A 20,672-nucleotide genomic window follows, 5' to 3' on the forward strand; every position below is an offset into this window, starting at 1 on the left:
TGTCTCATAAGTTGAAGGTAGAATAAAAGGAAGGAGAGACGGCGTTTGAATATATATGCTTCCTTGGGCGATACGCTGGCCATGTACAGCGAATGGTTTTCTGTGCCTTACGAGTTATTGGTGGACGCCAACCCGCATATCAAAAACGAACATTTGAAGCTGGGAGAGGTTGTTTGCATTCCGGGATATGATGCGGTCCAATCATGGGAAGAGCTGGCCGGCTTTTTTTCCGTACACGAAATGGCATTGCAGCGCATGAAAGGTACAACGAAGATCACAAGCGGGGAAGTGCAGCTGCCCAAGCGGATCGTCTCCCGCGTGGTTCAAGGGCAAAAAGCGTACGATTTTTCCACGCTGCAGCAGGATATCAAGACACTTTGCCGCCATTTTCCGTTTGTGCGAACACGAACGATTGGATATAGTGTGCTCGGATTGCCATTAATCGAGCTGCAGATTGGCCGCGGGCCGATCCGCGTCCATTTCAATGGGTCTTTTCATGCCAATGAATGGATTACAACGGCGGTAATTATGACCTTTTTGAATGAATATTTGCTGGCAGTGACAAACGATCAAACGCTGCGCGGCCATCGAATGCTAGACTATTATAACAAGGTGACGCTTTCCGTTGTGCCGATGGTCAATCCTGATGGAGTGAACCTTGTTTTGCACGGACCGCCGGAACAAGAGCCATATCGGAGCGAAGTGATCTGCATGAACGAAGGATCTTATGATTTTTCACAGTGGAAGGCAAATATCCGCGGCATTGATTTAAATAATCAATTTCCGGCCAAATGGGAGGTGGAGCAGGCCCGCAAAGTTCCAAAAGCGCCGGCGCCTCGCGATTTTCCAGGGTTCGCGCCGCTCACAGAACCGGAAACAAAAGCGATGGCCGCATTGACCGAGGAAAGCGATTTTTCCATGATTTTAGCCTTTCACACACAAGGAAAAGAAATATATTGGGGGTACGAAGGACTGGAACCGCCGGAAGCGGAAGAAACCGTGAATGAGTTTGCCAAAGCAAGCGGCTATCGAGCCGTACGGTATATCGACAGCCATGCTGGGTATCGCGACTGGTTTATTCAAACATGGAGACGAAGAGGATACACGGTGGAACTAGGAGAAGGAGTAAATCCGTTGCCAATTTCCCAATTTACTGAGATTTATGAAGATAGTCTCGGCATTTTTCTGGCGGCGTTGTATATGGCATGAAGCAAAGAAATAAAAACGCAAGAGGCTTTGGAAATGCCTCTTGCGCTTTAATGCGTGCCTGTTGGAAAACCGTGATGCAATATTGTCATAACGGTAAACCAGCCGAATACGGCGAAGGCGCCAAGTCCGAAAAGAAACCCAAGTATATTTTTCTCGCGCAAGGTGCGCACAATTCCGTAAAGCGCCAACAGCGCTACTAATGCAAAAATAATGACTGTTCCCATTGTCTTACCCCCTTGTGAAATAAATCCTTGTGATAAAATTTATGTAAGAAACCGACTAATTCTTTTTCATTGTAATCTTTTTTTATTTATTTGTCGAGGTCAAAAATAGGAATCAACATACGATATGCATCGGCAATTTTTTAGGCGGTTCGAAATAACGGACAGTTCTACCATCATGTTTGGTTATGTGCTTTTCCAGGACGGGAGAAGAGGCGGAAGCGTTCTTGCATTTATCATCATTGTGTCCCACTTTCTTCTATATTATTCTGTTCTTATTTAGAATGGTTTGGTAAAGGACATGAGCGAAATGACAAACTTGGCCATGTTGCGATAAAATAATAGTAATTAGCGGTATAGCGATTTGGAAAGATACGTCTAGGAGATAGTGACGTTTTTGCCGGCATAGTAGAAACGATATAGTGCCAACAAATGGAGGAGGAATAATCATGAAGTGGGAGCGCATTCCAGTCGGACCGATTCAGGCCAACGCCTACATACTATCCCATACGGATGGTACTTGTGTCATCTTTGATCCGGGCGCAGAGGGGGATAAAATTGTCGGGTATATTGAAAAACAGCAGCTCACTCCGCTGGCGATTTTATTAACCCATGCTCATTTCGACCATATCGGCGGCATTCATGAAGTGAGAGCGCGATGGGAGCTTCCAATTTATATCCATGAGAGAGAAAAAGAGTGGCTAACCGATCCTGCTTTAAACGGGTCGGCATATTTCGGCGGAGGTCAAGTCATCGTCCGATGTGAACCGACATGCATAACGGGAGAACAAACGTTGCAAATCGGAGCGTTTGCCTTTGATTTACTGGAAACACCTGGACATTCGCCGGGCAGCATTTCTTACTATTGCAAAGAGATTGAAGCGGTGTTTTCCGGAGATGTACTTTTTGCTGGAAGTATTGGACGCACCGATTTGCCGGGAGGAAACCATGAACAGCTATTGCGCAGCATCCACGATAAGCTGCTTACATTGCCAGAGGAAACAGTAGTATTATCCGGACATGGGCGGGAGACAACAATCGGAGCGGAAATGGATACAAATCCGTTTTTGCATGGATTTTAAAAGGAAACCAATGCCACAAAAAAGCAAACGTGCCGGCCGCGGTTGGCAAATGACACGTTTGCTTTTCCGCAAACAAAAAACCCTTCTTCGATAAAGAAGGGTTTTTTGGGGGATGTTCTATCCATATAATGGGAGGGGATATAGTTAAGCTACTACTATAACAATATAACAGCGTTTTTACTATGTCAATAGTAAAAAAACAAAAAACGGGAAAGGAAATAGATATGGCAAAGGCGATTTATGAAGCGATCTATGCCTCGCCGCTTGGGCGCATCTCGTATGCCGACTACATGAGGCTTGCTTTATATGACGAACGGTGCGGGTATTATATGAGCGAAAGAACGAAAATTGGAAAAGATGGAGACTTTTTTACGAACAGCCATGTTTCCGACCTATTTGGCAAGCTGTTTGCTTCTTTTTTTCTTCGTTTAGTAGAAAAAGGAGGCGTGTTGCCGCATATTTGCGAGTTTGGAGGCGGAGACGGCAAATTTGCGCGTGCGGTCTTAGAGGAATGGAAGAGAAAAAGTCCGCACACATACAAGCAACTATCTTATATCATTGTCGAAACAAGTCCTTTCCAGCGGGCAAAGCAGCTGCAAACGCTTGGCGATGTTGCAGAAAAAGTGATGCAGTATAAAGATCTAAAGGAACTCAAACAACATATGCCTTCGTTTACGGGAATCGTTTTTAGCAACGAATTTTTTGATGCGTTTCCGGTGCACGTAATCGCAAAGGAAAATGGAAAAATATATGAATGTTTTGTCACCGTGAACGACGGCAAGCTGATCGAGGAAAAATACCCGCTAGATAATGAAGATATTTTTCAATATTTACATGAGCGGCAGCTTTATTTAGCGAACGGGCAGCGTTTAGAAGTACCGCTTGCGATAAAACAGTTTCTTTTGCAAACCTCTGCGTTTTTTCAGAATAGTGTAATGATAACGATTGATTACGGCTATACGGACAAGGAGTTGCAATGGCCAGCAAGACAGCAGGGAAGCTTGCGCGGATATTATCGCCACCGTCTCATCACCGATCCGCTTATGTATCCTGGGGAGATGGATATAACAGCGCACGTGCAGTGGGACGCGCTGCGAATGTACGGGGAACAGGCGGGATGGGAGTATGTTGCGCTCGTCAGGCAGGACCGCTTTTTGCTTGCGGCTGGAATATTGGAATATTTAGTAACACACGATGACACCAATCCATTTTCTCCTAAAAACCGACAAAACCGGGCGCTTCGGTCCTTGATCATGGACGAAGGAATAAGCAGCGCCTTTCATGTGATGATCCAACAAAAAGGTATGCAGCTTTGCTGGGATGATATATGGGTGCAGCAAGAGTTTTTGCTGTTTTCCTAATGAAAGGCAAAGAGAGTGAGCAGGAGAAACAGACTCCTGCTCGTTCTTCATTCTCCCATTCCCGGGATCATCATAAATGTTGTCCAATACGTAAAGGCCGCGAAGAAAATGGTTAAGTATGCCCCGAAAATATAAATGTACATTCTTTCTGTTAATTTTAAATAACCGAGAAAGAGGAAAAATACGGTTTGACCAAAGAAAATAAGCGATGTTTGGTGCATATGCCCAAGATAAAACATGACTGCGAAAATTCCCGTCCAAAATGCTAGGACACGGAACATGCGATCCATTATGTATCCCTCCTTTTTAAGTGCAAATCCCCATCTTTACTTATTATAATGTACAATAATGGCAAATGTAAATAACGCTTTCCCTATCTGCCCTCATATTGTGCCGTTGTGTTGCCGGCAGCGGCAAGGCGCAGACTTACATCCGGCAGCCTCATGATTCTGTAAAAGGTACAAAAGGCGAACCATTAGGCTGCAACTATATAGAACATAAAAGCGCTTTTCTGCCGATACTGACAGAAAAGCGGTGCATCATGTCCTTGTTTTATTAGGTCAAACTTGCCCGATACAAGCAATAATCGCAGCCGTTTGTCATGTTCTCCATTTCTACTAGTTCTATGTTTGGGAAAAGCACTTCAAACATTCCTTGCAAAAACGCGCGATGCATTTGGCAAACGGCTTCCGGCGTTTGAAGGGCGATTTCTTTAAACGGACAGTTAAAAATTTGTAAATATATTTTTTCTTCTTTTTCATTATATTCAAACGTCGGGTAAAATCCTGCCGTTTCTGCTGCTTCCTTCACGATGGCTGCTTTTTCGGCAAACGTTAGCTGCTGTGGGGATTGATCATGTGGAATGCGCTGGACGACAAGTTCTTTGCCAAAGTTTTTTCCTGTTTCGTAAAGCGCCTGTTTGCCCGCATCACCAAGCTTCATCATCGCTTGAATCGCGATTTTGGCAAGGAGCTGATAATCGCGAAACGGAAAATGAAGCTGAATGACTTCATCCGATAGACGGTAAAGGCGGCTTGGCCGTCCGCCTTTTCCGGTTTTTTGCGTTTCGGAAACAATCATATGGACATCTTCCAGCTTTGTTAAATGAAGACGGGCGACATTCGGGTGGATGTTAAATACGTCAGCAATTTCTTGAACAGATACTTCCTTATGTTTTTTGGCGATATACTCGTAAATATGATAGCGCGTCGGGTCAGCCAATACGTTTGTAATTTTTAATGTTTGTTCCATAACGGTTCCTCCTAAATAATATTCCTATGGTCATTATAATAAAATGATTTTCGGCAAGGAATGATATTTATCACTACCAACATAAATATCGTAAAAATTTCATAAAATGTTCATGAAATTTTTTTATTTGTAATGCAGGAAAAAGGCGAGAGCAAGTCGAAATATGTAGCAATATAGTGAAAGGAGGAATGGTATGAACGAATGAATGAGATTGAATATTTGGCGGACCGTCTTCTCATGGAAGCAGGGTTGCTTCGCGTCTCGGATATTCATATCGTTCCGCGGAAGAACGATGCGGTAGTGCGTTTTCGCTTAGATGGACTGCTGATGGAAAAAGCAACGCTGACAAAAGAAACATGCGAGCGGCTTATTACCCATTTTAAATTTTTAGCAGGCATGGACATTGGCGAACGCCGTCGGCCGCAAAGCGGAGCAATGGAGACAAACCAGCAAGGGGAAATCATTTCTTTACGCCTTTCCACATTGCCGACATTCTACGATGAAAGCCTCGTCATCCGGCTTCTTCCACAAAGTTTTTTCCTGCCACAGTCACAAATTTCCCTATTTGCCCACTCTACCAACATATTGCTTTCCCTGTTTCAACAGCCGCAAGGATTAATCATTTGTACCGGACCGACCGGATCGGGAAAAACGACGACTTTATATGCCTTGCTGCGGATTTGCCAGGAAAAGTGGCATCGCAATGTCATCACCTTGGAAGATCCGGTCGAAAAGCGGATTGACAATCTATTGCAAGTGCAGATTAACGAAAAAGCGGGAATTACGTATGCGGTTGGCTTGAAAGCCGCGTTGCGCCATGATCCGGATGTTATTATGGTCGGGGAAATCCGCGATGCCGAAACGGCAAAAATTGCGGTGCGCTCTGCCATGACAGGACATTTGATCGTTTCGACGATGCATACGAAAAATGCGGTTGGCGCGATTTACCGTTTGCGCGAATTCGGCATTCCGCTCGAAGATATTGAGCAAACGTTGCTCGCCGTAACGGCGCAGCGGCTTGTTGATTTGCTCTGTCCGTTTTGCGGTGAACATTGCATGCCCGTTTGCCGCCAATATCGAAAAGTACGCCGCGTCGCTGTGCATGAACTGCTGTATGGAAGTGCATTATCCGACGCTATTTGCTCCGTGCAAACAGGGAACAAAGTATGCCGTTACTATACGTTGGAAAATATCATTCGCAAAGGGATGGCGCTTGGGTTTTTGCCGGCGCACACTCTCACGGTCGTTAAGGGAGGGGAAAAATGAAAAAACGAAAATGGCCGCTACATCAGCAAGGAACGTTTTTAGTGCGGCTAGGAAGCCTGTTAGAAAGAGGGTATTCGCTGTCACAAGCGCTCGAATTTTTAGAGATTCAAGAGCCGCTTTCCCGCCGCCATGATTTGCAGCAATGCCTTTCCCGGCTTCGTTCGGGACTGCCTTTTTACCAATCGCTTGCTTCGCTTCCTTTTCATCACGAAGCAATCGGCTATTTGTTTTTCGCAGAGCAGCACGGAGATTTGCCGCGCGGCATTATTGAAGCGGGAAAAATGCTGATACAGAAGGCAGAATATATGCAAAGGCTGCGCAAAACGAGCAGCTACCCGCTCATGCTGCTGTGTTTTATGGTATTAATGTTGACTGCTGTTGGGCATCTGTTGCTGCCGCGGTTTTCCCAAGTTTCTTCCACTTTATCCTCTTCGCCATCTTCTGCATCCATTGCTTTTATGCACATCGTTTCCATTGTCCCTAATGTGTTTGCTGTTGTTTTTGTTTTATGTATCGTTTGTTTTCTTTTTTATATCGGCTCGTTTCGAAAATGGACGGTCGCTGCCAAGATCCACGCTGCGATGAAAATTCCGCTTCTTCGTTCTTTGGTCAAGCTTTATGTCACCCATCTGTTTGCGCTGCAGCTTGGCCATTTACTGCAGGGAGGAATGTCGATATATGAGGCGCTCCAAGCTTTTGAACGACAAGAATCACTGCCGTTTTTACGAGCGGAAGGAAGAAGGATCAAAGACGAGCTGGCGAAAGGGCTTCCGCTAGATGACGTTATCGGTGTCTGCAACTATTACGAACAAGAGCTGGTGCTCGTGATCCGTCATGGCCAGTCTAATGGGGAATTGGGCAAAGAGTTAAATCATTATGGTGAAATATTGTTTCAGGCGTTCGAGGAACGACTGGAAACGTTGTTGAAATTCATTCAGCCGCTGCTGCTATCTTTTGTTGGTTTGCTTGTCATTTGCATGTATTTGGCGATTTTGCTGCCGCTGTTTTCCATGATGAATCATTTATAGGAGGGAAGGACAATGAAGAATGAAAAGGGGTTTACGTTAATCGAAATAAATATTAGGGAATACCCATATTATTTTGTATAGGTATTCCTTTTTTTCGGATGCCATGGGTATGGATCAGGATCAATAGGAATTTCAATATCAACTGGGATCCCTTTTACATCAGCTGTTAGTATCAATTTTTCTCTATATAATGTTGCGGTAGGGAATATTTTACCAACAAGCTGCACTCTTTCCATAGGCGTTAGTTCCTTTTCTAGATCTGTGATTACTTCTAGGTACTCGTACAAATATTCATAATTCCACATGTTACTCTCAACGGTCTTTAGTTTTAACTCGTTCTGGTCGAGTTCTTTTTTATAAATTTCTATTTGTGATTCCAATTGCTTTTGTTTCTCTAAATATTTTTCTTTCTTCAAACCACCTGCTAAATACAAATCCAACAATCTATCCAGTGACTCCTGAAGCTTGGAAATCTTTTTATTTAGCGTTTTTATATTCTTTTTCAATGCATTGAGCTCATTCTGGTCTATGTCCAAGTTTATATATTTTTTTGCCTGTTCCTCGCTCGAAAGGATCTCTTTTAGAGCAGTCATAATATTTTTATCGAAGCGAACAGTATTGATGTTTATGTCGCAAACAGAACCATCGACTATCTCTTTTCGTCCGTGTTTTGCGTAGTAAATAGGCTTTTCTTTTGTTCCGTGTGTTGCTATTTGAATTTTTCTACCACATTCACCGCAAATGATTTTTGTTCTTTTTAATATGTGCTTTGCGCTTCCTTTTCTGCCAGAAACGGAGAATTGTTCGCCTCGCTTTTCTCGTTCCTCTTGAATTTTTCTATATGTTTCTTCTGTTCTCAACGGTTCATATATACCTGGAATTGAAATTGTCTCGCCATTGGCAAACGTTTTTTCCATTACACCGTGAAAAGCCTTGGATACTAGTCTTGTGTGCACAAGATGTTCATTCCAAGACTTTCCGGTTGGTGTCTTGGAAATTTCATTTAATCTATCGCTTATGGCCTTCATTCCAAGTTGTTCATTTAGATATAAATTATCTATAAAAGGAATCACCCACTTCCATTCGGGCTTTGCCTTATATTTACCTGTTTGGTGATCGTATTGATACTCAAAAGGTGGCTGCCCCCATCCTTTCCCTTCGCGCATTCTTTGCCTTTTCCCACGCATCAGACGTCTTACGATAGCCCGTTTTTCCCGTTTTGCGATCAGGTTTTTTATATCAGAGATGAACTCATCGTCTTCATTATTCAGGTCTATGATATTTCCAGGTTCGGCGATTTTGACGTTATTATCTCGAAGCACGGATTTTAGATATTCCCATGCAACTGTATCTAAGCGAGATAGCCTGTCCTGGTCAACGACTAGTACTACGTCAACGCCACCTTCATCCACTAGGTCGAGAAGGGCGGTCAATCCTTTCTTTTCTAATTTTCCTCCACTTTCAACGTCTTTAAATTCACCAACAATATTCCAACCTTGAGATTTCGCGTATTTGGTCAACTCTTCTTTTTGAGCTGCCAAACTATATTTGTCTTCTTGTAATTTAGTTGAAACACGATAATACAGAGCAACTCTCATATTTTCACCACCTCGTTTAGAAAGGGGGAGCTAAATTTTAGCGTTAAAAATTTTTTAAGTACACAAGTTGTCTTGGTATGCTATGCATTTCTGCTACATCATAGATGGTTAGATCGGTGTTTTGATATTGAGTGATAATGTCATCTGGAAGTAATAATTCAACAGCAAATGTATTTGCCTCAACCTCTAACTTTTCAACAGAAAATAATGTATTTGCTCTTAAAAAAGGGGTGTTAGATTTGGGATGCAGTACAGCATGTCCAAGTTCATGAGCACAAACAAAACGCTGCATCATTTCATCCAGTTGATTATTAAGATGGATGAACTGAATTCGTTTGTAAGAACTATAAAATCCCAAGGTGGCTCCAAGCTCCGCGAATAAGATAATGATGTTTTTTTCTTTTGCTATTTGAAAAGGGTCGTTAGATTTATGTGTCTTTATAAGTTGCCTAACCACTTCTTTTATTGCTTTCATTCCCCTGACCCCCGCGTTTTATTTATTTTCTATATTTTTTAGGGGTAAATTTTTTCTTGGCAATTCGCTTAGCAAGCCTCATGGAGTTCTCCAAAGAAATGCGTATAAGTTCCCTTGTTTCCTCATCCATCGGTTCACCGTCATACATTAGCCCTTCACGACTTTCTAAGCTGTCCATGATTCTTTGCAGGTCTTTCGCGATATCCCGTTCGTCCTTTTCGGTTAGTTCTGGGAGTTGCGTATCATGATTTGTGTTTTTAGCATTTTCTTCACCAATCAGACTGTTTACAGACACATTCAATGCAGATGCTATTGCTTTTAAGGTTTCAAGGCTTGGATTATATCTATTGCGTTCCACGTCCGCCAGGTAAGATCTAGATATATTTGCTTTTTCAGCTAATTCAACTTGAGTCATTTTTGCTTTCTTTCTAAAAAATTTAATATTGTCTCCAATCACTTAAATCACCTCTTCTTATTGTCGGAATAACCGACATTCATGTTTTGATTATAGTATGAAAAAGTCGGATATACAATACGTAAAATGACGGAAATACAAGTAATATTAAGAAAATAGACGGAAATACAAGTAAAAATCTAGATTTTGCTTCAAAATGCTTGAATTTTGGCGAAAATGCGCTTTTACAAAACGACGGAAATACAATACATTAATATCAGCAGGAGGTGATAACAATGTTAGACAAAAAAACGTTAGGAACAATTATTAAGAAAAAAAGAAATGAACTCGGGATGACGCAAGATCAACTGGCTTCTACTACTAATTTGTCCAGAAACTATATATCAGACATTGAAAACGGCAGATACACACCAAGCCTTAATGCTCTTTCTAAAATAGCTATTTGCTTAGATATCGATTTAAATGTGTTAAAAATGACGGAAATACAAGATATAGACGTTAAAAATAACCGTTCAAACGCTTAATTAACAACAAGAACACAGAAAAGGGAGAGGTAGAAAAAATGACGCTGCCGATCGATCTTGACTTGCTCCAAAAGAGAAAGGCAATCCCAGTTAAACTTGCCCAGCTATCCTATACAAATCCAGAAAAAGCAATCCAGCTTTTGAGAAAGTGGGGAGAGAAACAAGTCCCTATTACTCCTCTGTATGAGGAGATTATCCAAGCGTTAAATTCTGATGCGCAAAAGAAAGCGATTTAAAGGAGGTGAAAAAAATATGGAACCAATCAAAAAACGTATTGAAGAAGCCCACCAACGCGTCAACGAGTTGAAAGAAAAGCTTGCTGCCAAAACGCCAAACACGCTTGATTACGCATATGTAGAAGGTTTGCTTCATGGTGCTGAACGGGAATTGCGGGTGCTGGAATCTGTTTTGTTCGGGCTTCGGCAAATGAATTGATCGCGAATATGATCCGGCTGCCCTCTAGGGAATCTTTTTGGAAACAAAGTGGACAAGCATGGAGAGGAGAGAAGAGATGAATAAACAGTTAGTGTTCATTGATAACAATCGTGTTGTTACAGATAGTCTAACGGTTGCAGAGTGTTTTGGAAAGCGTCATGACCACGTTTTACGTGATATTGAAGTTCAACTAGAAAAATTAATCGAAGCAGGAGAAGCAGAATGGGGTCTCCTCAACTTTGGGGAAACCCGGTACCAGCACCCACAAAACAAGCAGTGGTACAAAAAATACCTTTTGACCGAAGAAGCGTTTACGTTAGTTGCGTTTGCATATACCACTCCAGAAGCAATGAAGATGAAGGTTCGGTTCATTGAGGAATTCAAACGGATGAAAGAGGAATTGCAAAAGCGACAACAGCCACTACAACCAAAAACCCAAGCAGAAATGTTGCTCCTATACGCACAACAAATGGTGGAACAAGAAAGACGCATGAAACAAATTGAAGAACAAGTAACGGTCGTACAGCATCGGTTAGATAACATTGATCGAATTGATACGATCGGAGACCTTCGCCAACGGCTAAACAAAATGATTCAAAAATACGCACGTCAAAACGGAATCCCGTTTAACTACGCATGGAAAGACTTCGTACAAGCCTTCAATACAGCGTACAGAACGAATTTAGAGTTACGCCGACAAAATTATATCAACAAAACGGGCAAAGATGTTAGTCGTCCGCAGTTTCTCGAAGAAATGGGATTGTTGGAAGATGCCATTCGCGTCGCAGACAAGATGCTAAACAGGGAGGCGATTGCACAATGAAAGCTCTTGGAATCGTCCGCAGAATCGACCATTTAGGTCGTATCACCATTCCAATGGAAATCCGCCGCGTACACGGCTGGAACACCGGGACACCGATCGAAATGTTTGCAACCGATAAAGGATTGCTACTCCAGGAATACGGTGCAGAGCAGAAAAAGCTCGCCGTGATCGAAGGATTGAAATCCCTAGCTGATATGGTCGATGATGACACAGCTTTAGCGATCATTGACGACATCATGGAATACGTGAAGGGAGAGGGGAAATCATGAACGTCCTCCCACAAGATCGACAGTTAGCAGAGAAACTATGGGAATGCGGTTGCATCTATTTGAACCATGCGCGAGCTGCGTGGGTGAGTGCTCATTTTGACGACGCCGAGCGATGGGTAACTGAATTTTTACGCTGCAAACGCGACTTGGACGAGCTGATACGGAAGAAAGAGGAGCACGACAAACTGCTTCAGGTCGTTGAGATGGCGAAAGAACGCGGTGTTGATATTGCGTTTATCGTGCGAAAGAGTGATGGACAATGAAAACTTTACGAAAGCGGCAAATACAAAGGTGCGCAAATGACCCATTTTACTTTTACTATATCGAGCCGAAAGAACGTTGTCCGGTATGTAATCAAGTGGTAACTAGTCACTATTACTCAGAAGAGTATATAGGTTGTGTAGAACGCGGAGTATATTGCGATTGCGGATATGAGGATTATTGGGCTTACGGCAGACAGACATACCGAATTAACGGTGAGTTAGTTGATGAATTTCACCCTCATCTTATGTCTTGGAAGGAACGAGTTAAACGACATAAACGGTTTAAGCGGCTAATCCAGCAAGAAAAGCTACGGAGGAAACGACAAACTCAAAAGTTCTTCAAAAAGAAGAAAAGTCAAAAGAGAAGGGGGAATGAGTGATGAACGTCTGTTTCACTGCAAGCCGGTTAATGAAAGTTTCAGAGGTTCGTAGATTGTGCAAGGAAATGCGTGAAAATCAAGCGCTGTTAATGGCCACGGAGTTAAAAGCAAAAGAGGAGCTTTACAAACGCTTTTTACAAAAAGAAAAACGGCAAGTGCTCCCAACACTAGCCGTCTAAAAATACCCATCATGCCGTAGTCCATTCTAGCATATTCAAGTCTTCGGAACAAGACGGGCTTAGTGCCTGTCGTCAAGCGTAGGAGTGCTGGTGGCTCCATCCCCCGGCTATATCAGCATTCCTACGCTTGACGATGTGCACTAGCACATCTGTCACATTACTAATCTATGCGAAAGGAGGGACAAACGTGACAAGAGAGGAGAAAAAACTCATCCGGTTGCAGATCATCTCGCTGTTGGAACGGTGCCAGGACTGCCAGTTTCGTTCAGTAACTAACGCCAGTATTCGCGTTTGCCCTAGCTGTCCAATTGGACAGCAGATGCAAGAGCTGGGAAAGAAATTGGGTGGGCAGCCGAAAGTGGCAGAGAAAAAGCCAGCACAAAAGCAAAAGCAGAAAAAGAAAACACTTGTGATGCGGCGCTGGACGACGGAGGAAGAGGAATTCATCCTTACGAACCAGCACCAGATGACAAAAATGCAGCTGGCTGAAAAGCTCGGTCGGACCTACTTTTCTGTTCGACAAAAGCTCACAAAACTCAATAGAAAAAGGGGGAGAAACCATGCAAGTTGAAAATCCGATGACTCGTCCGGTTGTGGAACAAAGTCCTCACTGGGGCATCGACGCTTGCGGCGATGAAATCCTATGCGGCGATACCATCTATGAGTTTCCAGACGGGGAGATCGTCCTAGAGGAAAACATTCGTGAGTATCTGATTCAAGCGTTAGGTGCGACACGAAAAATTGCCGAATGAAAAACGCCTCACTGGGCAGAGTGAGACGTTTCAAAAATAGGACATAAGGAGAGTGTTATGCTTTAAAACTGGTACTTTCATCATAATCATATAGGAATCACTTCAAAAATTAAATAGGAAATAGGGGTGAAAAAATGTCCGTTATTCTTGCAAATACAAAAGATATGAGTCATGAGGAGTGGCTACAAACCAGAACTAGAGGAATTGGCGGCAGCGATGCCGCAGTCGTTCTCGGCCTAAACAAATACAAAACACCATTCGAACTGTGGCTCGAAAAAACAGGACAAGTTACTCCGCAATCTTCAACAAGTGAAGCAGCATATTTCGGTACGTTACTCGAAGACCTAGTGGCGAAAGAGTTTGAAAAGCGGTCCGGGAAGAAGGTGCGGAAAAGAAACGCCATGTTTCAACATCCAGAGCATGATTTCATCTTGGCCAGCATTGATCGGTTCATAGTCGGAGAAAAGGCCATTCTGGAGTGTAAAACAGCTTCTGCATTTCTCGCAAAAGAATGGGAAGGCGATGAAATTCCAGAGGCATATATCGTTCAGGTGCAGCATTATCTCGGAGTTCTTGGTCCGGAGTATAAAAAAGGGTATTTCGCAGTTCTTATCGGTGGCCAAAAGTTCATATGGAAGGAAATCGAGCGCGATGATGAACTAATCGAGATGATTTTCCAGGCGGAAATTGACTTTTGGAATAACCATGTATTGAAAGGGGAACCGCCGGCGCTTGACGGATCATCGGCCGCGGAAAAATTTTTGAAGGAACGCTATAAAGAAACGGACTCGAGCAAAATTGCACAGTTAGGCGCTTCTTATAAGTCAAAAATCGAAGAATATCAGTCGCTCAAAGAAACCATCGAGCAGCTCGAACAACAAAAAAAGGCGATCGAGAACCAGCTTAAAAACGAGCTTAAAGACGCGGAAATCGGATATGTCGGTAATTATGAGGTTCAATGGAAGCCACGTGTTTCGAACAGAGTAGATACCAAGTTGCTAAAAGAAAAATTCCCGGACATTTATAAGCAAGTTCTTAAAACAAGTACCGCACGTTATTTCTCCATAAACACTTTGGACTAGGAGGTTTATGCAATGGCCACAACTCAATCATTAAAAAATCAATTGCAAAGCAAAAATAAAGTTTCGCAACAACCAACAACTGTACAGACATTAAAAGGGTTGCTTGCAAGCCCGACACTCAAAAAACGGTTTGAAGAAATTTTGGACAAGCGTGCTCCACAGTTTATGACTTCTATCGTGAACCTATACAGTTCCGATCAAACGTTACAAAAATGCGAACCGATGAGCGTTATTTCAGCTGCTATGATTGCGGCTACGCTCGACTTACCAATAGACAAAAACTTAGGATATGCCTGGATTGTTCCATATGGCAATAAAGCGCAGTTTCAAATCGGTTACAGGGGATATATTCAATTGGCGCTTAGAACGGGACAATACAAATCAATCAACGTTATCGAGGTTTACGAAGGTGAACTGAAAAAATGGAACCGTCTCACAGAAGAACTCGAAATTGACTTCGATGCAAAAACATCCGACGTAGTGGTTGGTTACGCGGCCTATTTTGAACTAGTCAACGGGTTCAGAAAAACCGTGTATTGGACAAAGGAGCAGGTCGAAAAACATCGCCAAAAATACAGCAAATCCGGCCATAGTTGGAAAGAAAATTATGATGCTATGGCGATGAAAACCGTTTTGCGAAACATGCTTGCGAAATGGGGTATCCTCTCGATCGAAATGCAAAATGCGTTCAACGAGGATGAGAAAGAAGTTAGGGAAGTTAAGGATATCACTAACGAGGTGCAAGAAACGGAATACATCGAAGCAGAAGCTTTCGAAGTTACGGAAGAACAACCAGCAGAAGAAAAACCAAGTGCCTTCGAACAGGAGAGCTTTGACATCGAATGATGGAATACCGAATTGTCATCCCGCATTGTTACCGTTGGATGGCTGCCGGCAACAAGAAACTCTACATAGAGTACATCAAGGGATACATCAAAAGCAGCCATCCCGGCTTAAAGCCGGTGAGAGTTGAAGGTCCATATGTTATCTGTATCAAGGAATAGGAGGTGTTGAGCTTGGCAGACGTACAGCTTGAGCATGGATATACCAAAATTGCAAATGAGATTTTAGAACGCCTGGCGCTGACCAAGCTCAGCCCAACTCAGTTTCGATTGATTTTAGTGATATGGCGATATACTTACGGGTTTAACCGTAAAGATCATGCAATGTCCTTATCCTTTCTTGCTGAAGCTACTGGCGTGCATAAACAACGAGTGAAGCAAGAACTCGATAAGCTGATCGAAAGCAACATCATCATCGTTACTGAGGAAGGCACTTTTTCCAAATCCAGAAAACTAGCGTTTAACAAGAATTATGATACATGGCGCTTACAGTCAACGAAAGAAAGTACAGTAAGCGAAATTGCTTACACTACAGTAAGCAAAAACGCTGACACTACAGTAAGCGAAATTGCTGACTCTACAGTAAGCGAATTCGCTTACCAAGAAATAAAAAATATAAATAAAAATTTAAATAAATATAAAGAGGATGATGAATATACAGTGGGCAAAATTTTAGACCTTCTTCAAAAAAGTAAGATTTTGGAGAAAGAAGATATCACGGAATTTCTCCGTGAAGACATACAAGACGTTATCGATAATTTTGGTTTTACTAATCCAGAAGAAATGATTGTAGAAGCCATTAAAGATGCAGCGCGAGGAAACGGGAAGACATGGAAGTTTGTCTACAACAAATTGAACACATGGAGAAAGCAGGGGATTAAAACCATTGAAGATTTGGACAAGGGGGATACTAATGGCACGGTTCACAAGCATCGCCGAGGTGTTGGCCGATCTGCAAAAGAAGGCGGCAAATCATATGAACAAATCCTCCGAGAAGCCGAAGCAGACCGAAAAGCCTGGGGATGGAGAGAATGAATACGAATGTTCCCAATGCAAAGATACGGAATTCATTTTCTATAAAGATGAGCAAGGTTATGAATTCGCAAAACCGTGTGAATGTCGAGAGCGAAAAGCGTGGAAACGGAGATTTAAGCAGGCGCTAATTCCAGACGAGTTTATCCATGCGAATTTTGAAAATTTCAAGCGATCGACGCAGTATCAGCAAGATATGTACGATGCAACCATTAACTACCTAAACGAATTCGCTGTTATTAAACACGAGGACGGCACGACAAAGAAAATCATACCTAACAAAAATTTAGGATTTATCGCTGTCGTGGGCGAGCAAAGGCTTCGAGAGTTACCGGCTGGCGAGCGAGCAGAAGCCAAGAGACAGCATAACAACTTCGGCGTAGGCAAAACTCATTTACAAATCGCACTGGCCAAACGGCTCATTAAGGACGGATTCAATGTACTCGTCGTTTCAGATGTCGCATTCATGGACGAGCTTAGCCAAGCCAAAAGGATGAACGACGAGGGAGAAACGCTCAATCGACTCCTGCAAAGTGCCATTGATGCAGATGTTTTAGTTTGGGATGACATCGGCAAGGCGAAATGGTCGGAAACTAAAGAATCGCTGTACTACCAAATCATCAACGAACGTTATCGAAAACAAAAGCCAATCGTATTCAATTCTAACGAAGATCGCGGAACATTAAGCGAAAAAATCGGATATGCTGCGGCAAGTAGATTGATAGGACAATGCGGTCCATATCTCCACGAAGTTGAGGGGGAAGACTTCAGATTAAAGGGGGCGTAAGAACAATGACATGCGTGAAATGTAACGGGACGGGTCAACTATACACCAAAGTAGCAAACGGCGCGTGCTTGGTGACGGCTTGCGATTGCGAACATGCCAAACTTGCCAGACAAGAATTCGAACAAGAGATGATGGAGTTCAGACGCCGGCTTCGTGAAGCAAAAGAACGGTTGAAAATGGAGGTATGTTGCTGATGGGTATCCTCTATGAAAAGGTTCAACTCACGCAAGAGCTCAAACGCCAAATGATGATTCGGCAGCTGTTAGACATGGGCATCAGGGAGCATCAAGGGCAATCCATCTATGATTTGGACTATTACACGTTGCGTCATGTACTCGTGATGGAGAAGGTGAAGCAATGATACAATTCACTGTCTATGGGGAACCTGTTGCTCAAGGGAGACCGAGAGCAACCGCAATTAATGGTCATATCCGGATGTACGATCCAAAGAAGTCGAGTGATTTCAAAAATTATGTTCGTCTTGTTGCAACAGATCACCGACCGGACAAGCTATTGGAAGGACCTATTCTTGTTACGGTCAAGGTGTATAAGAAAATACCTAAATCATTCAGCAAAAAGAAAAAGGCAGCAGCCGAAGCTGGGCAGTTGCGGCCGACAAGCAAGCCGGATGTAGATAACTATGCGAAATCCATAAAGGATGCGCTCAAAAACGTCATTTGGAAGGATGACAGCCAGGTGGTAGACTTACATATTTCCAAATGGTACAGCGAGACACCACGGGTGGAAATCACCATTGTTCCATTAGAGAGGCAATAGCAAACTATCTGAAGTTTGAAATGGGACTACTCGGTTTCCCGGGTGGTTCCATGCGAAAATTAGAAACACAAGATGAAAGGGGGTTCTTATGAAATTGAAAGAAGTTAAAGTTAACCCAAAGACTATGAAGGTTGAAATTGATGTCCTAGATAACCATAAGATATATATAATAAAAAATGGGAAAGTTGTATCGTTACAGCTTCCTGAATATGGGGAAACGAAAATTATATCATTTGGTGGGCAAGTTGACCGTGTTGAAATGAAAACAAGCATAAAAGTATAAAGGAAAATTTATTTATTCGTCAAAATAAATGTTATTATAGTATCCGGAAAAAAAGATAAGGGTGTTAAGGATGGGAAAGTTAAGAGATAGTGATATACGTAAAGTATTAATGGAGCAACTTCTTGATGAATATGGAGATGATCCTAATACAAGAATTGTAAATGAAATGGGAATTCTTCATGGACAAACACGTGTTGATATTGCTGTAATTAATGGGATATTACATGGATATGAAATAAAAAGTGAGAGCGATACACTAAATAGATTACCGAGTCAGATGGACGATTATAATAAAGTTTTTGACAGAGTAACAATTGTAGTATCATCAAAGTATTTGGATGAAGTTAGAAAAATTATACCGAAATGGTGGGGGATTATAGTTGTTGGTAACAAAAATGGAAGACCTGTACTGAGAAATGTAAGAAAAGGTCGAAAGAACAAAAATGTTGATCCGTATTCAGTTAGTCAATTGTTATGGAAAGATGAGGCGATAGAGATTTTAAAAGAAAAAGGCTTGCATAGAGGGTATCTAAGCAAGCCTAGAGGGGAAATATATAGGCGATTGGTAGAAACAATTTCTTTTGAAGAGCTTAAGTGTAAAATTAACGAATGTTTGAAGGAGCGTGAAGGTTGGAGAGATCATGAATTACTAGGGTAAGGTGATGATTGGCTCCAACCCTTCTCCATATTTCTGCATTACCAGTGCCTTCTTCTCCTAAGGAGCATTTATAAATGTATTCATCGCCATATGAAAAGTTCTGTCCATAATACTCAGGATGTTTTACTACCTGTTGTGATAACTCACGTGTTTGGCTCCATTGATGTTTTTTTACAGAATAGCCACGGAATATAAGAAAACCATCTTTAACTGTATATCTTATGTTTGCGGACATTGTCATGGTTCGTGGATCAAAGTCAATATATTCTGGATTAGAGATGTTGTAATCACCAAAAGCAGGGATACGCTTAAACAGGTTTTTTTCTGATACAATCTTTTTATAAATATTCCACTCAGTTCTAGGAATTTTTTTTATTTCACCAGTTGGTATATCACTTAGGTTTTCTGGAAATGATGTTCCGGAAAATGTAAGAGTGTTCCATTCATTAATATAAGGCAATGTGGCTAAAATACCTTTAAGTGACATAAGCGTTCTGTTTTCATCTTTAGGGTTTATAAAACCAAAATCAATTATTAAATCGATATTTTCGGGATTGAGGGAAAATTCTTCCAACAAGTTGTTAAGTCTAAATTCTAACTCGTCAAAATCGTCATCTTCTATTCTAATACATAGTCTGTTATTGGAATATTTTAGTGATTCTTGAATTGCTTCTTGGTAATCAGGTTCTTTATTAAATCCAGTAACAGGTATTGCTAATGTCCCTTCCGAAACTATTTGTTTGATTATATATAAAACAAGATGTTCATCATTTACATAGGGGTGCTCTTCTTCTTTCCAAAGAGGAGATGGATCTACAAAGATTGGAGAATCATGATTCCAAGCTTTTTTAACATCTGAACCAATGTTTTCTAAATACTTATCAATGGTTTTTTGAGGTATGTCGTTGTTATAATCCCATGGAATTGGTGGAATTTCAATCAATGGAGTAATATTGTTTTTCAACGAAGGTTCTAGATATTCTAAGGCTTTTTGCTCACCCCTTTTCCATTTCAAAACAGGAACATAGTGGTTAAAACTGAACATTTTATTACCTCCCTTGTGATTATTTGCTAATATATTTTTAGGTGATTCGACTTAATTTTCCAAAATCCTCTTTATTATGAAAGATAAATATTGCCTAACCGAAAACCGGAGGGCACTAATCATTGCAGCACTGCTGTGTGATTAGTGTCCTTTTATTTTTCAAAGGAGGAGTTCGTATGGTACAACTCTCATTCCAGCTTCCAGAGATTGATCGTGAGGAGACAAAAAAACGAGTTGAAGCTGCATTGGAGAAATATCGGTTTTATCTTCTTACGGTTCCAGAGGAGCGATTACCAAAGGTGACAGCAACATATTCACTTGTTCCTCCTGCTCACACCAATGCTTTTCATTCATCTACAGAATCAGCAGTGATTGACAAAGTGGATTTTGAGCGCGAACGTGATGAATACATGGAATGGATTAGACGAGGCGTGAATCGGCTAAGTCCGAGGGAACGAGAACTGATTATTAAGCGTTATTTAAGCAATGAAGAGATGTATGATTACGAGCTCTACAATGAGATGGGAATGAGTGAAAGCAAGTATTATCGATTGAAAGCGCGGGCTTTTTATAAGCTGGCGTTTATCTTGAGGATAGAGGTTTATAAAGAATAAAATCAGTTTAAGATGTATTTG

At 41.9% G+C, this 20,672-nt stretch carries 31 protein-coding genes; 24 read left to right on the top strand and 7 right to left on the bottom strand.

Annotated features, from left to right (window positions below; all coding sequences use genetic code 11):
* The first annotated feature begins 45 nt into the window (after nucleotides 1-45).
* A complete protein-coding gene (locus BV455_RS14300; protein WP_218687285.1) occupies nucleotides 46-1,209 on the top strand; it encodes a M14 family metallopeptidase in 1,164 nt (387 codons plus the stop codon).
* Nucleotides 1,210-1,256: 47 nt separating this feature from the next.
* Here the strand turns inward: BV455_RS14300 and BV455_RS14305 are convergent, their stop codons facing one another.
* Nucleotides 1,257-1,433 (bottom strand): DUF2759 domain-containing protein, encoded by a 177-nt coding sequence (locus BV455_RS14305; RefSeq protein WP_017435096.1) that lies wholly within the window; start codon nucleotides 1,431-1,433, stop codon nucleotides 1,257-1,259.
* 446 nt (nucleotides 1,434-1,879) lie between these two features.
* On the opposite strand from BV455_RS14305, the gene BV455_RS14310 reads away from it, so the two are divergent.
* Together BV455_RS14310 and BV455_RS14315 are read left to right on the top strand one after the other, a co-directional pair.
* Nucleotides 1,880-2,512, top strand: coding sequence for an MBL fold metallo-hydrolase (locus tag BV455_RS14310; protein WP_017435097.1), 633 nt, complete (start codon nucleotides 1,880-1,882; stop codon nucleotides 2,510-2,512).
* A gap of 224 nt (nucleotides 2,513-2,736) precedes the next feature.
* Nucleotides 2,737-3,873 carry a class I SAM-dependent methyltransferase gene (locus tag BV455_RS14315; RefSeq protein ID WP_081160068.1) on the top strand — a complete coding sequence of 379 codons (1,137 nt, stop codon included), beginning with the start codon at nucleotides 2,737-2,739 and terminating at the stop codon, nucleotides 3,871-3,873.
* A 47-nt stretch (nucleotides 3,874-3,920) separates the two neighbouring features.
* Here the strand turns inward: BV455_RS14315 and BV455_RS14320 are convergent, their stop codons facing one another.
* Nucleotides 3,921-4,163, bottom strand: coding sequence for a DUF2626 domain-containing protein (locus BV455_RS14320; RefSeq protein WP_017435099.1), 243 nt, complete (start codon nucleotides 4,161-4,163; stop codon nucleotides 3,921-3,923).
* 265 nt (nucleotides 4,164-4,428) lie between these two features.
* Nucleotides 4,429-5,124 (bottom strand): helix-turn-helix transcriptional regulator, encoded by a 696-nt coding sequence (locus BV455_RS14325; protein WP_042406218.1) that lies wholly within the window; start codon nucleotides 5,122-5,124, stop codon nucleotides 4,429-4,431.
* Nucleotides 5,125-5,325: 201 nt separating this feature from the next.
* On the opposite strand from BV455_RS14325, the gene comGA reads away from it, so the two are divergent.
* Both comGA and comGB read left to right on the top strand, forming a co-directional pair.
* Nucleotides 5,326-6,390: a competence type IV pilus ATPase ComGA gene (comGA, locus tag BV455_RS14330; RefSeq protein WP_017435101.1), complete on the top strand. Its 1,065-nt coding sequence runs from the start codon at nucleotides 5,326-5,328 to the stop codon at nucleotides 6,388-6,390.
* Nucleotides 6,387-7,418: a competence type IV pilus assembly protein ComGB gene (gene comGB, locus BV455_RS14335; protein ID WP_218687286.1), complete on the top strand. Its 1,032-nt coding sequence runs from the start codon at nucleotides 6,387-6,389 to the stop codon at nucleotides 7,416-7,418. Before comGA ends, comGB begins: the two co-directional genes overlap by 4 nt.
* 68 nt (nucleotides 7,419-7,486) lie before the next feature.
* Here comGB and BV455_RS14340 read toward each other — a convergent pair whose 3' ends face one another.
* Genes BV455_RS14340 through BV455_RS14350 form a run of 3 tightly spaced genes read right to left on the bottom strand, consistent with a single transcriptional unit; the run spans nucleotide 7,487 to nucleotide 9,948 of the window.
* Nucleotides 7,487-9,016 carry a recombinase family protein gene (locus BV455_RS14340; RefSeq protein WP_218687287.1) on the bottom strand — a complete coding sequence of 510 codons (1,530 nt, stop codon included), beginning with the start codon at nucleotides 9,014-9,016 and terminating at the stop codon, nucleotides 7,487-7,489.
* 43 nt (nucleotides 9,017-9,059) lie between these two features.
* A complete protein-coding gene (locus tag BV455_RS14345; protein WP_218687288.1) occupies nucleotides 9,060-9,491 on the bottom strand; it encodes an ImmA/IrrE family metallo-endopeptidase in 432 nt (143 codons plus the stop codon).
* 22 nt (nucleotides 9,492-9,513) lie between these two features.
* Nucleotides 9,514-9,948, bottom strand: a complete 435-nt coding sequence (locus BV455_RS14350; protein WP_218687289.1) for a helix-turn-helix domain-containing protein — start codon at nucleotides 9,946-9,948, stop codon at nucleotides 9,514-9,516.
* A 233-nt stretch (nucleotides 9,949-10,181) separates the two neighbouring features.
* Between BV455_RS14350 and BV455_RS14355 the strand changes: the two genes are divergently transcribed.
* From BV455_RS14355 to BV455_RS14440, 18 genes are all read left to right on the top strand, one after another.
* Nucleotides 10,182-10,430, top strand: coding sequence for a helix-turn-helix domain-containing protein (locus BV455_RS14355; protein ID WP_218687290.1), 249 nt, complete (start codon nucleotides 10,182-10,184; stop codon nucleotides 10,428-10,430).
* A 38-nt stretch (nucleotides 10,431-10,468) separates the two neighbouring features.
* The gene (locus BV455_RS14360; RefSeq protein WP_218687291.1) at nucleotides 10,469-10,666 is read left to right on the top strand and encodes a hypothetical protein; all 198 of its coding nucleotides are present in this window, start codon (nucleotides 10,469-10,471) and stop codon (nucleotides 10,664-10,666) included.
* Nucleotides 10,667-10,682: 16 nt separating this feature from the next.
* Nucleotides 10,683-10,865 carry a hypothetical protein gene (locus BV455_RS14365; RefSeq protein ID WP_218687292.1) on the top strand — a complete coding sequence of 61 codons (183 nt, stop codon included), beginning with the start codon at nucleotides 10,683-10,685 and terminating at the stop codon, nucleotides 10,863-10,865.
* A gap of 76 nt (nucleotides 10,866-10,941) precedes the next feature.
* Nucleotides 10,942-11,688: a Rha family transcriptional regulator gene (locus BV455_RS14370; RefSeq protein WP_218687293.1), complete on the top strand. Its 747-nt coding sequence runs from the start codon at nucleotides 10,942-10,944 to the stop codon at nucleotides 11,686-11,688.
* Nucleotides 11,685-11,957, top strand: coding sequence for an AbrB/MazE/SpoVT family DNA-binding domain-containing protein (locus BV455_RS14375; RefSeq protein WP_218687294.1), 273 nt, complete (start codon nucleotides 11,685-11,687; stop codon nucleotides 11,955-11,957). The genes BV455_RS14370 and BV455_RS14375 overlap by 4 nt, the downstream gene beginning before the upstream one ends.
* Nucleotides 11,954-12,220: a hypothetical protein gene (locus BV455_RS14380; RefSeq protein WP_218687295.1), complete on the top strand. Its 267-nt coding sequence runs from the start codon at nucleotides 11,954-11,956 to the stop codon at nucleotides 12,218-12,220. The genes BV455_RS14375 and BV455_RS14380 overlap by 4 nt, the downstream gene beginning before the upstream one ends.
* A 379-nt stretch (nucleotides 12,221-12,599) precedes the next feature.
* Entirely contained in the window at nucleotides 12,600-12,779 is a 180-nt protein-coding gene (locus BV455_RS14385; protein WP_218688049.1) for a hypothetical protein, read from the top strand.
* A 187-nt stretch (nucleotides 12,780-12,966) separates the two neighbouring features.
* Nucleotides 12,967-13,350: a hypothetical protein gene (locus BV455_RS14390; RefSeq protein ID WP_218687296.1), complete on the top strand. Its 384-nt coding sequence runs from the start codon at nucleotides 12,967-12,969 to the stop codon at nucleotides 13,348-13,350.
* Nucleotides 13,340-13,531, top strand: coding sequence for a YqaI family protein (locus BV455_RS14395; RefSeq protein WP_218687297.1), 192 nt, complete (start codon nucleotides 13,340-13,342; stop codon nucleotides 13,529-13,531). The genes BV455_RS14390 and BV455_RS14395 overlap by 11 nt, the downstream gene beginning before the upstream one ends.
* A gap of 134 nt (nucleotides 13,532-13,665) precedes the next feature.
* Entirely contained in the window at nucleotides 13,666-14,613 is a 948-nt protein-coding gene (locus BV455_RS14400) for a YqaJ viral recombinase family nuclease (protein ID WP_218687298.1), read from the top strand.
* A gap of 12 nt (nucleotides 14,614-14,625) precedes the next feature.
* Nucleotides 14,626-15,459, top strand: coding sequence for a recombinase RecT (locus BV455_RS14405; protein ID WP_218687299.1), 834 nt, complete (start codon nucleotides 14,626-14,628; stop codon nucleotides 15,457-15,459).
* A gap of 170 nt (nucleotides 15,460-15,629) precedes the next feature.
* A complete protein-coding gene (locus BV455_RS14410; RefSeq protein WP_218687300.1) occupies nucleotides 15,630-16,490 on the top strand; it encodes a replication protein in 861 nt (286 codons plus the stop codon).
* Nucleotides 16,432-17,274, top strand: coding sequence for an ATP-binding protein (locus BV455_RS14415; protein ID WP_218688050.1), 843 nt, complete (start codon nucleotides 16,432-16,434; stop codon nucleotides 17,272-17,274). Before BV455_RS14410 ends, BV455_RS14415 begins: the two co-directional genes overlap by 59 nt.
* A 5-nt stretch (nucleotides 17,275-17,279) precedes the next feature.
* Nucleotides 17,280-17,468 (top strand): hypothetical protein, encoded by a 189-nt coding sequence (locus BV455_RS14420; RefSeq protein ID WP_218687301.1) that lies wholly within the window; start codon nucleotides 17,280-17,282, stop codon nucleotides 17,466-17,468.
* A complete protein-coding gene (locus BV455_RS14425; protein WP_218687302.1) occupies nucleotides 17,468-17,635 on the top strand; it encodes a hypothetical protein in 168 nt (55 codons plus the stop codon). The genes BV455_RS14420 and BV455_RS14425 overlap by 1 nt, the downstream gene beginning before the upstream one ends.
* On the top strand, nucleotides 17,632-18,051 hold the full coding sequence (locus tag BV455_RS14430; RefSeq protein WP_218687303.1) for a RusA family crossover junction endodeoxyribonuclease: 420 nt from the start codon (nucleotides 17,632-17,634) through the stop codon (nucleotides 18,049-18,051). Before BV455_RS14425 ends, BV455_RS14430 begins: the two co-directional genes overlap by 4 nt.
* 88 nt (nucleotides 18,052-18,139) lie before the next feature.
* The gene (locus tag BV455_RS14435; RefSeq protein WP_218687304.1) at nucleotides 18,140-18,334 is read left to right on the top strand and encodes an XtrA/YqaO family protein; all 195 of its coding nucleotides are present in this window, start codon (nucleotides 18,140-18,142) and stop codon (nucleotides 18,332-18,334) included.
* 70 nt (nucleotides 18,335-18,404) lie between these two features.
* A complete protein-coding gene (locus tag BV455_RS14440) occupies nucleotides 18,405-18,992 on the top strand; it encodes a sce7726 family protein (protein ID WP_218687305.1) in 588 nt (195 codons plus the stop codon).
* On the opposite strand, the gene BV455_RS14445 is transcribed toward BV455_RS14440, so the two are convergent.
* Nucleotides 18,937-20,037 (bottom strand): beta family protein, encoded by a 1,101-nt coding sequence (locus BV455_RS14445; protein ID WP_218687306.1) that lies wholly within the window; start codon nucleotides 20,035-20,037, stop codon nucleotides 18,937-18,939. The two genes, BV455_RS14440 and BV455_RS14445, sit on opposite strands and share 56 nt — an antisense overlap.
* A gap of 176 nt (nucleotides 20,038-20,213) precedes the next feature.
* Here BV455_RS14445 and BV455_RS14450 point away from each other — a divergent pair, with 176 nt between their 5' ends.
* Nucleotides 20,214-20,651 (top strand): ArpU family phage packaging/lysis transcriptional regulator, encoded by a 438-nt coding sequence (locus BV455_RS14450; RefSeq protein ID WP_218687307.1) that lies wholly within the window; start codon nucleotides 20,214-20,216, stop codon nucleotides 20,649-20,651.
* Nucleotides 20,652-20,672: the final 21 nt, after the last annotated feature.

The sequence above is a fragment of the Parageobacillus caldoxylosilyticus genome, assembly GCF_019272935.1.
GTDB classification, from domain to species: Bacteria; Bacillota; Bacilli; order Bacillales; family Anoxybacillaceae; genus Saccharococcus; species Saccharococcus caldoxylosilyticus.

Bases quoted from the DNA above. Each gene is read 5' to 3' on its own strand.
- BV455_RS14365 (WP_218687292.1), top strand. From the start codon at position 10,683: ATGGAACCAATCAAAAAACGTATTGAAGAAGCCCACCAACGCGTCAAC.
- BV455_RS14320 (WP_017435099.1), bottom strand. From the start codon at position 4,163: ATGGATCGCATGTTCCGTGTCCTAGCATTTTGGACGGGAATTTTCGCA.
- BV455_RS14360 (WP_218687291.1), top strand. From the start codon at position 10,469: ATGACGCTGCCGATCGATCTTGACTTGCTCCAAAAGAGAAAGGCAATC.
- BV455_RS14425 (WP_218687302.1), top strand. From the start codon at position 17,468: ATGGGTATCCTCTATGAAAAGGTTCAACTCACGCAAGAGCTCAAACGC.
- BV455_RS14430 (WP_218687303.1), top strand. From the start codon at position 17,632: ATGATACAATTCACTGTCTATGGGGAACCTGTTGCTCAAGGGAGACCG.
- BV455_RS14375 (WP_218687294.1), top strand. From the start codon at position 11,685: ATGAAAGCTCTTGGAATCGTCCGCAGAATCGACCATTTAGGTCGTATC.
- BV455_RS14405 (WP_218687299.1), top strand. From the start codon at position 14,626: ATGGCCACAACTCAATCATTAAAAAATCAATTGCAAAGCAAAAATAAA.
- BV455_RS14440 (WP_218687305.1), top strand. From the start codon at position 18,405: ATGGGAAAGTTAAGAGATAGTGATATACGTAAAGTATTAATGGAGCAA.
- BV455_RS14345 (WP_218687288.1), bottom strand. From the start codon at position 9,491: ATGAAAGCAATAAAAGAAGTGGTTAGGCAACTTATAAAGACACATAAA.
- BV455_RS14445 (WP_218687306.1), bottom strand. From the start codon at position 20,037: ATGTTCAGTTTTAACCACTATGTTCCTGTTTTGAAATGGAAAAGGGGT.
- BV455_RS14395 (WP_218687297.1), top strand. From the start codon at position 13,340: ATGCAAGTTGAAAATCCGATGACTCGTCCGGTTGTGGAACAAAGTCCT.
- BV455_RS14305 (WP_017435096.1), bottom strand. From the start codon at position 1,433: ATGGGAACAGTCATTATTTTTGCATTAGTAGCGCTGTTGGCGCTTTAC.
- BV455_RS14385 (WP_218688049.1), top strand. From the start codon at position 12,600: ATGAACGTCTGTTTCACTGCAAGCCGGTTAATGAAAGTTTCAGAGGTT.
- BV455_RS14435 (WP_218687304.1), top strand. From the start codon at position 18,140: ATGAAATTGAAAGAAGTTAAAGTTAACCCAAAGACTATGAAGGTTGAA.
- BV455_RS14325 (WP_042406218.1), bottom strand. From the start codon at position 5,124: ATGGAACAAACATTAAAAATTACAAACGTATTGGCTGACCCGACGCGC.
- BV455_RS14450 (WP_218687307.1), top strand. From the start codon at position 20,214: ATGGTACAACTCTCATTCCAGCTTCCAGAGATTGATCGTGAGGAGACA.
- BV455_RS14420 (WP_218687301.1), top strand. From the start codon at position 17,280: ATGACATGCGTGAAATGTAACGGGACGGGTCAACTATACACCAAAGTA.
- comGB (WP_218687286.1), top strand. From the start codon at position 6,387: ATGAAAAAACGAAAATGGCCGCTACATCAGCAAGGAACGTTTTTAGTG.
- BV455_RS14415 (WP_218688050.1), top strand. From the start codon at position 16,432: ATGAACAAATCCTCCGAGAAGCCGAAGCAGACCGAAAAGCCTGGGGAT.
- BV455_RS14340 (WP_218687287.1), bottom strand. From the start codon at position 9,016: ATGAGAGTTGCTCTGTATTATCGTGTTTCAACTAAATTACAAGAAGAC.
- BV455_RS14370 (WP_218687293.1), top strand. From the start codon at position 10,942: ATGAATAAACAGTTAGTGTTCATTGATAACAATCGTGTTGTTACAGAT.
- BV455_RS14315 (WP_081160068.1), top strand. From the start codon at position 2,737: ATGGCAAAGGCGATTTATGAAGCGATCTATGCCTCGCCGCTTGGGCGC.
- BV455_RS14380 (WP_218687295.1), top strand. From the start codon at position 11,954: ATGAACGTCCTCCCACAAGATCGACAGTTAGCAGAGAAACTATGGGAA.
- comGA (WP_017435101.1), top strand. From the start codon at position 5,326: ATGAATGAGATTGAATATTTGGCGGACCGTCTTCTCATGGAAGCAGGG.
- BV455_RS14310 (WP_017435097.1), top strand. From the start codon at position 1,880: ATGAAGTGGGAGCGCATTCCAGTCGGACCGATTCAGGCCAACGCCTAC.
- BV455_RS14355 (WP_218687290.1), top strand. From the start codon at position 10,182: ATGTTAGACAAAAAAACGTTAGGAACAATTATTAAGAAAAAAAGAAAT.
- BV455_RS14400 (WP_218687298.1), top strand. From the start codon at position 13,666: ATGTCCGTTATTCTTGCAAATACAAAAGATATGAGTCATGAGGAGTGG.